Here is a 6549-nt window from a genome sequence, read left to right as displayed (position 1 = left end):
CCCGTCCCAAGGACCTCACCCCTGGTTAAAACACCAGGTGCACAAAAGCGCCGTTCATCGTTCACTCGGGTGGGTTAGCTGGTCATCGGTTTGCCGTTTGCGGTGACGTTGGTGAACTTCAGGCCGTCCACGTTCTTGACGGTGTTGGTGGTGGAGGCGACACCGGTGAACTTGGAGTCGCGGACGGTCAGGCCCTTCACGTGTTCCTGGGGGAGGCCGGACACGTCGAGCACCTTCGACGCCTTGGTGCAGCTGGAGTTCGAGATGGCGAACGGGCCGAACTTCGGGATGTTGTTGCCCGTCTGCGAGTTGTAGGTCGTGGTGACGTAGACGAACGAGCGCGCGAAGACGCCGGACACGCTGTCCAGGTTGATGTTCTGTGAGAAGCCGCCGCGCTTCGTGTTCGACTTGACGTACAACGCGAACTTGGTGGCACCGACGCAGTTCAGCTTGTAGCCGTAGACGTTGCGGATGCCGCCGGTCTGCTCGGAGCCGCACGTGATGGCGCCCCAGTTGCCGTTCATGCGGCAGTTGACGACGACGAGGTTCTGGCACGGCACGTTGATGCGCCTGCCGTCCTCGTCGCGGCCCGACTTGATCGCCACGTTGTCGTCGTGGGCGCCGAGGTCGCTGTTGGAGATCACGACGTGGTCGCACGACTCCGGGTCGCACGCGTCGGTGTTGTTGGCGGCCGTTGACGGGTCGGTGTGCACGTCGTCGACCGTCACGTTCTTGCACAGCGTGGGGTGGATCTGCCAGAACTTGGGGTTCTTCAGCGTCACGCCCTGGATCAGCACCGTGTCGCACGAGTAGGGCTCGATGAACGTTGAGCGCATGTTCTTGCCGGAACCGGGAACCACGCGCTTCTCCGGCGGGGTTCCCTTGGCCACCAACGACTCCAGGTACGAGCGGTCGCTGCCCTTGTTCCAGCTGCCGGTCGCGCCCGCGTCGAGGGTGCCGCGACCCGTCAGCGCGATGTTGGTCTGCTTGTACGCGTAGACCATGGGGGAGCGGTTCATGCACTCGATGCCCTCGTAGCGCGTCAGCACGGTCGGGAACTTCGAGGCGTCGCCGGAGAACTTGAGCAGCACGCCGTCCTCCAGGTGGAAGTCGACGTTGCTCAGCAGGTGGATCGCGCCTGTCACGTAGGTGCCCTTGGGAACGATCACGTGACCGCCCCCGGCCGCGTTGCAGGCCGCGATCGCCTTCTTGAAGGCTTCGGTGTTGTCGGTCTTGTTGTCGCCCTTGGCGCCGTACGCGGTCGCGTCGAAGTTCTTGTCGGGGAACGACGGGAGCTTCGTGTTCCGCACGATCTCGTTGGCGGCCGGCCAGGGCAGTTCGGGCACCGCGACCGCGAGTGCCGTCCGGGTCAGGGCCGGGGTGGCGACGGCGGCCACGACGGTCGCCTTCATCAGCAGTCTGCGGTTGATCCTGCCGTCCATTCGACGTCCTCTTCCTTCGAGGCGAACGGCGGCGTTGGAACAAGACTGTAAACGTTTGCGGCGGGCCTCACAACAGCCGGAAGGCGGCCAGCGCGAGCCTCACCCTTGCCACGTCGGCGACGTCCAGGACCTTGCCGATCTGCTCCAGGCGGCGCGACACGCTGCTGTGGTGCAGGTGCAGCAGGTCGGCGGCGCGGCGCAGTGATCCGGTGGCGCAGTAGGCGTCCAGCGTCTCCAGGTCTTCCGCGGACAGCGCGGCCACCGCGGCCACGTCGGCGTTGGCGCGCAGCGCCTCCGCCGGGAGTTGAGCGAGCAAGGCCAGTGCCCCGAGGTCGGGGTAGCGGACGACCGGGGTGCGCGCGGTGGTGAAGCGCAGCGCGACCTGGGCCTCGGACCAGGCGAGCGAGGGGCAGGAGTCGGCGCCGATGCCCGCGCGGACCCCTGCGGGGAAGTCGCCGAGCGAGGACGCGAGCAACACGCTCGTGCCGCTCACCTCGGCAGCTTTGACCGGGCGGGACGGGCAGACCGCTGCCGCCACCCGGTCCAGTGCGAGTTCCGCGCACACCGCGGCGACCAGCACCGGCCGATCCGGCGCGAAACCCAGCAGCCGCAACGCCCGTGCGCGTCCGGCCTCGTCGCTGCTCGCGCTGATCACCAGCTCCACCAGCGCCGGATCCGCCATCGTCGTGCGCGCGGGCCCGTAGCGCTCGACCACCCCTGCGACCGCGATCGCGAGCCGGTCCAGCACGACCTCGTCGAGCGGGTTGGGCGGGTCGGCGCGTTCGAGCCAGACCTCGCCGATCTCCTCGTCGTCGAGCGTGACCGGGCTGCGAGACGACACCGGTTCCGCCGCCGCGGCTTCGGTGCCCGCGGGCGACATGCGGATCACCTGACCCGTGCTGTGCAGCCGGATTCCCGTGACGCACTCGGCCAGCCCTGCCGACGCCCGTGCCAGTGCCGGGAGATCGACCCGGCGGCGCATCAGCGTGTCGTAGAACATCACGACGCGGATCGCGCCCTCGACGTGCGAGTCGACGTTCGACAGCCGGGTCGCCAGGGCCTCCATGCCGACGACGATAGCGACGATTGGCGCGCCACCACCCCCGATCGCGCGACGCTCGTCGGCTGAAGTGCGGCGGGGAGATCGTCAGGATCATGGACATGGATCCGGAGCTGGAAGCTTTCGTCCCGTTCTTCCCGAAGACCGAGCTGACCGACGTGGTGCAGGAACGCCGGTTCCTCGCCGAGCTGGCGGCGGGCATCCCGGCGGAGACGGACGGCATGAAGATCGAGCACCGCGTGGTGCCCGGCAACCCCGAGGTGCCGGTGCGGATCTACCGGCCGGACGGCGCGCAGGGCACCGTCGTGTGGTTGCACGGCGGCGGCTGGTGCATGGGCGACGTCGACACCGAACACCCGTGGGCGTCCCGCGTCGCCGCACGGTCGGGAGCGACGGTGATCTCGGTGGGCTACCGGCTGGCGCCCGAGAACCCGTTCCCGGCTGCGCTGGACGACGCGTGGACGGTCCTGTTGTGGGCGCACCAGAACGCCGACGACCCGGACCGCGTCGCGGTCGCCGGGCACAGCGCGGGCGGTGGCCTCGCGGCGGCGCTGGCGTTGAAGGCACGCGACGAGCAGGGTCCGCCGATCCGGTTCCAGCTGCTGCACCAGCCGGGCCTCGACGACCGGCTGACCACGTGGTCGGCGCGGCACTTCACCGACACGCCCTGGTACAACCGCGCCAAGGCGGTCCAGGCGTGGGCGCACTACCTGGGCGGGCGGCCCGCCACGCCGTACGCGGCGCCGGCGCGCAGCGACGACCTGTCCGACCTGCCGCCCGCCTACATCGCCACGGCGGAGTTCTGCCCGAACCGCGACGAGGACATCGCCTACGCGGTGCGCCTCATGCAGTCGGACGTGCAGGTCGAGCTGCACCAGTGGCCGGGGACGTTCCACGGCTCGCAAGCGCTGTTGTCCGCCGACGTGTCGCAACGGCAGTTCGCCGAGATCGGTGCCGTGCTGCGCCGCGCGTTGGCCGAGTGAGTGGAGTGAGGAGAAGACATGAATCGACTGGGGGCATGGGCAGGTGCGGCGATGTTGATCGTGGGCGGGGTGCCCGCGGCCGCGGCCACCGGTGGTCTGCAGTCCGCTTTGGACGGTCTGCGCCAGGCGGGGATTCCCGGTGCGTTCGCGGAAGTGCGCGTCGGCGACCAGGTGTGGCGCGGTGCCGCCGGAGTCGCGGACCTGGACTCCGGCCGGCCGGTCCAGCCGGAGATGCGGCACCGGATCGGCAGCGTCACCAAGACGTTCACCGCCGCCGCGGTGCTGCGCCTGGCCGAGCAGGGCAAGATCGGTCTCGACGACCCGATCAGCCGCCACCTGGGTCTCGTCCCCGGCGAGCGCGGCGACCGCATCACCGTCCGGATGCTGCTCAACATGACGAGCGGCCTGGCCGACTACCGCTTCCTCGCGTTCCCGTCGCTGCTGGAGGGATCGCCGCAAAGCCTGGAGGACAACCGGTTCCGGCACTTCTACCCGCGTGAGCTGATCAAGATGGGCGTCGACGCGCCCGCGGTGGAGCCCGGCGTGTACTCCAACACCGGCTACCTGCTGCTGGGCCGGCTCATCGAGAAGGTCACGGGCATGACGGCCGAGCGCTACATCACGCGCAGCGTCATCGAACCCGCCGGGCTGCGCAACACGATGTTCCCGACCGGCACGCGCATCGAAGGCCCGCACTCGCTGATGTACGAGGCGTTGTTCGGCCTCCTCGACCCGCCGCGCGACTACAGCGTCTACGACATGTCGTGGGTGGGCGTCTCGGCGTCGCTGATCTCGACGATGGACGACGTCAACCGCTTCTACCGCCTGTTGCTCGACGGCAGGATCATCTCGCGGAACTCGTTGGCGCAGATGCAACAGACCGGCCCGGTGGTCGCCTTCGACGGCTCGACGATCCAGTACGGCCTCGGCCTGCACCGGCTGGAGACGCCGTGCGGCACGTTCTGGGGCCACGACGGTTCCACGTGGGGCGCGGGCACCTGGTCCTTCACCAGCGCCGACGGCAGGCGCCAGGTGTCGCTCGCGGTCAACCTCCAGCGCTGGAACGACAAGGCGATCGACGACGCGCTCGTGGCGTTCCAGCAGAAAGCGTTGTGTCAGCTGTAGATGGTGACCGTGAGGCGCGGGTTCGAACGGAAGTCCACCGACTCGTACGACACCCGCGCCAACGGCATCGAGCCCGCCGCGGCCGTCAGCGTCGTCTCGATCTCGTTGCGCTCGTCCTCGGTCAGGTACGCCCAGAACGAACTGTGCCAGACCACCGTGTACGTGCCGCGCTCGTCGGGCGGCACGAGGTTCTCCCGCAACCACCGCCCGGCAGGCGATCGGGCGACCTTCACCCCGACCTTGGCCGCCAGCTCGATGGCGTCGTCGAGGTCCCACCGCAGCGAGTCGTGCTCCGGCGGGATGAACGAGTGCAGGATCATGGCGTGCTTGGGGTCGCTCGGGTCGCGCGGCTGCAGGTCACAGCCGGCGCGGTCGACGATCTCCAGCTCGGGCGGCCGCGGCCCGGCGGCGGCCAGCCGCACCGGCGAGTCCTTGTCGCCCCACTCCCAGCCCAGACCGAACCACCGGTACCGGTCGAGAATCAGGTTCAGCCCCGCGCACGCACCCAGTTCGAGCAGCCGGACCTTGGGCGCCCCGATCATCGTCAGGCCCCTGAGGAGGAACCCGGCCGTCTTGGGCTGGTGCTGCTGCACGGTGCGATCCAGCGCCGCCAGGATCTCCCCGGCGTTCTCGACGATCGCCCGCCGCGCAGCCAGCCAGGCGAGCAACGCGGTGGAGTCCGATTCGCCCGCCATCGCCGCGGCGTGTGCGCTGGCGAACCGCTGGCTCAACTCCGGCGCTTTTCCCGACAGCATCAACAACCGCACACCCGCGAGCGCCTGGATGCCGAACAACGGGCTGTGCACGGCGCTGTGCGAGCAGAGCAACTCGGCCACCGGCCCACCGCGGTCGAGTTCACCCGCGAGTTCCGAGAGGATGCGCGCCGACACGGGCGCGCTGGTGCGCAACCGCACCGCGAACGTCCGCAGTGTGGAGGCGCCGATGCCTGCCGCGGTCACGCTTCCTCCCCTCTTCGGCAAAGGACTTTACAAGGGCTGGAACGCGTTTCTGCCCATATGAGACCGGGCGTGCCGCTACCCCGCAGTAGGTATCGTGCGGCCTGTGAGCGAGTTCCTGGAGCTGTCCGCGGCCGGTCCGGTCGCCACCTTGACGATCAACCGCCCGGCCAAGCGCAACGCGATGAGCTACGAGATGTGGTCCGCGCTGCCAGGGCTCATGGCACGCGTTTCCGCAAATGACGAGGTCAGGGTGCTCGTGATCCGCGGCGGCGAGCACTTCTCGGCGGGCGCCGACATCGCCGAGTTCTCGACCCTGCGCCGGGGTGCCGAGGGCGCCGCCCACTACGGCGAGGCGGTGCACAACGGCGAACGCGCCATCGCCGGGCTGGACAAGCCGACGATCGCCGCGATTTCCGGTTTCTGCGTCGGCGGTGGGTGTGAGATCGCCCTCGCCTGCGACATCCGGGTGGCGTCTTCGGATGCGAAATTCGGCATCACGCCCGCGAAACTCGGCATCGTTTACAACTTCACCTCGACCAAGGCGCTCGTCGACGCGGTCGGGCCGGCGTGGGCGAAGCAGATCCTGTTCTCGGCCGATTTGATGGACGCCGCGACGGCGTTGCGGATCGGGCTCGTCAACGAGGTCGTGGAGTCGGTCGAGGGGCGCGTGAAGGAATTGGCCGAGCAGATCGCGGGGCGGGCGCAGGTGTCCGTGCGAGGCGCGAAGAAGATCATCAACTCGATCACCGAGGGCGGGCACGAGGACGACTTCGTGCGAGCGTTGTACGCGGAGGCCGCCTCCAGTGCCGACTACGCGGAAGGCGTGTCGGCTTTCCTGGAGAAGCGGCCGCCGAGGTTCTGACGATGGGCGAGCTGCGTGGGTTCGGTGGGGCGGGATGAAGGGCTCCTTGCTCCACCTGGCGTGTGAACCGCTCCCCGGAAGTTGGACTGGTAATCCAGTTCCGGCTCTCGGGGAGTGG

The 6549-nt window shown here is 69.0% G+C and carries 6 protein-coding genes; 3 read left to right on the top strand and 3 right to left on the bottom strand.

The genetic code is table 11. The features are described 5' to 3' along the window. Nucleotides 1-74 precede the first annotated feature (74 nt). A complete protein-coding gene (locus tag IEZ09_RS45505; RefSeq protein WP_189260081.1) occupies nt 75-1442 on the bottom strand; it encodes a glycoside hydrolase family 28 protein in 1368 nt (455 codons plus the stop codon). Nucleotides 1443-1509: 67 nt separating this feature from the next. Then, nucleotides 1510-2508, bottom strand: a complete 999-nt coding sequence (locus IEZ09_RS45500) for a helix-turn-helix domain-containing protein (RefSeq protein WP_189260080.1) — start codon at nt 2506-2508, stop codon at nt 1510-1512. Nucleotides 2509-2597: 89 nt separating this feature from the next. Here IEZ09_RS45500 and IEZ09_RS45495 point away from each other — a divergent pair, with 89 nt between their 5' ends. Next, complete coding sequence (locus tag IEZ09_RS45495) at nt 2598-3485, top strand: alpha/beta hydrolase (RefSeq protein ID WP_308202468.1); 888 nt, start codon at nt 2598-2600, stop codon at nt 3483-3485. A gap of 18 nt (nt 3486-3503) precedes the next feature. Continuing rightward, complete coding sequence (locus IEZ09_RS45490; RefSeq protein ID WP_189260079.1) at nt 3504-4610, top strand: serine hydrolase domain-containing protein; 1107 nt, start codon at nt 3504-3506, stop codon at nt 4608-4610. On the opposite strand, the gene IEZ09_RS45485 is transcribed toward IEZ09_RS45490, so the two are convergent. Then, nucleotides 4601-5569, bottom strand: a complete 969-nt coding sequence (locus IEZ09_RS45485) for a DUF2332 family protein (protein ID WP_189260078.1) — start codon at nt 5567-5569, stop codon at nt 4601-4603. The two genes, IEZ09_RS45490 and IEZ09_RS45485, sit on opposite strands and share 10 nt — an antisense overlap. A 103-nt stretch (nt 5570-5672) precedes the next feature. On the opposite strand from IEZ09_RS45485, the gene IEZ09_RS45480 reads away from it, so the two are divergent. After that, nucleotides 5673-6431 carry an enoyl-CoA hydratase/isomerase family protein gene (locus IEZ09_RS45480; protein ID WP_189260077.1) on the top strand — a complete coding sequence of 253 codons (759 nt, stop codon included), beginning with the start codon at nt 5673-5675 and terminating at the stop codon, nt 6429-6431. Nucleotides 6432-6549 lie beyond the last annotated feature (118 nt).

Source organism: Lentzea flava (assembly GCF_014648475.1).
GTDB lineage: Bacteria > Actinomycetota > Actinomycetes > Mycobacteriales > Pseudonocardiaceae > Lentzea > Lentzea flava.
The sequence above is the reverse complement of the archived record's forward strand: the minus strand, read 5'-3'. Positions and strand labels throughout refer to the sequence as shown.